Origin of the sequence: Lacrimispora amygdalina, assembly GCF_900205965.1 — a bacterium.
GTDB lineage: Bacteria > Bacillota > Clostridia > Lachnospirales > Lachnospiraceae > Lacrimispora > Lacrimispora amygdalina_A.
The window spans coordinates 1-3,528 of record NZ_OAOF01000053.1; the positions used below are offsets into that span (position 1 = coordinate 1).

Genomic DNA, 3,528 nt, shown 5'->3' on the forward strand with positions numbered 1-3,528 from the left:
TTTGACAAAAAAGCATCCTCGAAATTCTTTGATGTTTAGATAATAAATATGCAGCCTAGGTTATAATCCGGGCTGCTTATGTCTTACTTCTGTAGAGGATAATTCAATATTATCCTCCAAAGGAGAAAATATTCGTGGTAATTCCTGCATATGCTAAACTTAATTTGTTATTAAATGTACAATCAAAATATATAAATGGTTATCATGCACTTGAAAGTATTATAGTTCCTTTAGAGTTATGTGATTATTTACACATAGAGTTAATTGACAATAGTGATGAAATTATTTTAAAAACAAATGTTGATAATGTACCTACGGATGAACATAATATATTACATAAATGTATTCAGCTTTTTAAAACCCATTACAATATTACAAGTGGGTTTAATATTTTTCTTGAAAAAAACATCCCTATTCGTTCTGGTTTAGGCGGTGAAAGTACTGATGCTGCATGCATGATGAATTTTTTAAATCAAGCATTTAATTTGAACATGTTTTATTCAGATATCTTTTATTATGGAAGACTATTAAGTTGGGATGTTCCTATTTGCTACTTTCAAAAATACATATATATTAACGATAAAAAATCCGTATGTGAAGAGATTGATTGTAGTCAAGAATATTATATTTTATTAATTATGCCTAATTATGGCATTTCAACATCTGAGGCTTTTGACATATTAGACACTTCTCCCTATAAAACAGTGGACGGCTCAATTTTATTAGAATCACTTTTGCAAAATTGCGAAGATATAGGAAATTTTGTACATAACAGCTTTATTAAATCAAACCCTGCGCTAAAATCAGATTTTTACAAGTTACAAAGATATTGTAATTCACTGGGTTTTGATGGGATTTCCATGACAGGTACGGGTTCATGCTTTTTTATGGTAACTCATAATGCTGAAATATTAAGGAGTGGGTTTACCGCCCTTTCTACCTGCTATCCCTATGTCTACATGACAAAAACATTAGCCAACTTAAATGTAAATAAATCATTACTATAGAAAAATTAAATTTGAGATAATAATTTGATTGTTCTCCAAGGCTTCAACTTGAGATAATGATGCGATATACCCGTACTTCTTGCAGTCTAATTTAACATTACTTAAATCTTCATTACTTAATATTTCACCATTTAAATATTTACATTGAAGTTGAATGATTTTTACATGGATTTTCCCCCAAGTGTGATGAGTTTGCCTGTAAATCTTCATACATTTTTCTAGTAATTCTAAGGTATATAAGTAATTGCCCTTTTCTAGCTCAATTAAGGCCAATCCTAAATTTGTATGAGCTACCCAAGGTGCAACCCCTAATGCTTGAAAATTATCACAACACTGAGTATAGGTATTCCTTGATTGTACGAACAATTTTAATTTTCTGTATATCTCAGCTTTTGTACACTCAAGATAATTCGCATATCTTTCATAGCCATAATTTTTAGCAATGTTAATTCCTTCCATAAACGCAGCATCAGCTTCTCTCTCTTCCTTTTTTAATAAATAATAGTCTGCGATTTTTCTTAATGCCCTACAATGTAAATCATAGAAACAATGCATTACGGCAATATTTACTACTTGTTCGAGGAAATCCTTAGCTTCATCATAATCACCTCTAATTAACAGCATATTTGCCCGTGTGTATATCAGTTCTGCATATTGACGTGGTTTTTTATCTTTATCAATAAAAGATTCTATACTATCAAGTAAACTTAAAGTATTATCTGTAGATTCATATGTCATCTGGTGCTTTGCCTTTTTAACATACAATTGTAATAACTGCTCATCTTGTGAAATTTGCTTTATATCGTAATCTCCCAGATATGTATCTAACAAATTAACTGCTTCCTTAAAATTTCCATTTAACATAACCATATCAGTATAAATTTCAAATAAATCGGCATTCATGGAATGATTCAAATAGCTGTATACTTTGTTCATAATATCATGTAGATATAGTGATTCTCCTTTGTTTTGGAATTTTTGAAAATATTTATAATAAAGTTCTGTTATCTTTTTCTGGAATAATTGTGGTTCAAGAATATTACTATAATGAAAAATACATTCTTTAATATAGAGTTTCAATTTCTCATATGATATATCACATGATAATTGATCGTTATAGTAATTAATTATTAGATAATTTATCGTTTTATTAAGTTCGCTAGGAATAAGTTCAATTACTTCTTTTCGCATCAACTCATGTATGTGATAATTATCTTCAGTTAATTGATTTATAAAAGAAAACTTATTAAATTCTTCAAATTTTGTTACAGGGTATCCTATAGGTAGTTTGGATAGTAAGTAGCAGAACAATGAAAAATTATAATAACGAGTAACAGACAGTATTTTTATAACTTCGATTTCTTTTTCTTGCAAATACTTAAAAAAACATTCTAAAATTTCTCGCTTAGTTGTTGCGAAGAGTTCTTTAGTTGGTGTAATATGTGAATTTACCATTTCTACATATGTGTCAACTAGTAAATCCAGATAATATGGATGACTGAAACTTACTTTAATCATCTGTTCGCGGATATCGGATTCAAATACGCTGCATCCTTTTAAAAAATTATTTGCATTATCTTCATCCAATTTCTCTAACTGATGCTGTTCTAGAATATTGTTCCAATCAGAGTCAATAACTGACCATTCTATAAATTCACGACCACTAATGACAAAAAGAACTCCGGGCAACTTTGATATCATTTTACGTATTGCTACATCACGAGAAAACTTTGTTATTTCATTTTTTCCATTGCTCCATAGTGCTTCATAGGTATCAAAAAATACAATAATAATTTTATCTTTCTTTGATTCAAGATATTTTTTTATATCGTATGCCCAAAATTCGGGTAATAAATTTTCAATATCAACAACATCCATAAGTTCTAATCTTCTTAGATCCTCTTTTAACTCTTTGCTTAAAACGAACTTATTATATGTAGTTTCGTATAATTTGTTAACCATATTGGGAATTATACCTAAAATACCTAATCCATCAATTAAACTTAAAATATCAGCAACGATTCCCAAATTTTCATCAAAAAGAACCTTTTTGTTGTTATTATAAAGAATATCTTTATTACTTTTTTGAAAGTATAACGCATAAGCAATACTAAAATGAGGCATTTGCATATTTTTATCAGAAAATGACATAGATAATTCCAATAACATTCTTGCTGTAGATTGATTTGGAATGTTTGCTAAATCTACAGATGTATAAATAAAATTTTTATAAATGGAATCAATCTGTTTTTTTAATTCTTTTTGTAAACTGCTTTTTCCAACACCGCCAATTCCGTAATAAGTTAAGACATGGTGCATATCCTTACCTTCAGCATGTTCATTGGTTATCTGGTCAAGTTTTCTTTTAAAGGCTTTTTTAGGTAAATCCCTATCTGTGAATATTTTATTTACACAAAATCTTGTTGTTTCACCTTTTCCTATAGTAAATTCGGAATCAATTGCCATAATTTTTATCCTCTTATTTCTCTGTAATGAATGGAGGATAATATTGAATTATCCT

The 3,528-nt window shown here is 28.8% G+C and carries 2 protein-coding genes; one reads left to right on the plus strand and one right to left on the minus strand.

The window, feature by feature from the left end; translation table 11 throughout:
* Positions 1–134 precede the first annotated feature (134 nt).
* Positions 135–1,007: a 4-(cytidine 5'-diphospho)-2-C-methyl-D-erythritol kinase gene (locus CRO04_RS25385; RefSeq protein ID WP_097007022.1), complete on the plus strand. Its 873-nt coding sequence runs from the start codon at positions 135–137 to the stop codon at positions 1,005–1,007.
* Here the strand turns inward: CRO04_RS25385 and CRO04_RS25390 are convergent.
* Positions 1,002–3,473: a tetratricopeptide repeat protein gene (locus CRO04_RS25390; protein ID WP_097007023.1), complete on the minus strand. Its 2,472-nt coding sequence runs from the start codon at positions 3,471–3,473 to the stop codon at positions 1,002–1,004. The two genes, CRO04_RS25385 and CRO04_RS25390, sit on opposite strands and share 6 nt — an antisense overlap.
* Between the last annotated feature and the right edge of the window lie 55 nt (positions 3,474–3,528).

Coding starts and splice junctions, on each gene's coding strand:
- CRO04_RS25390 (WP_097007023.1), bottom strand. CDS start 3,473: ATGGCAATTGATTCCGAATTTACTATAGGAAAAGGTGAAACAACAAGA.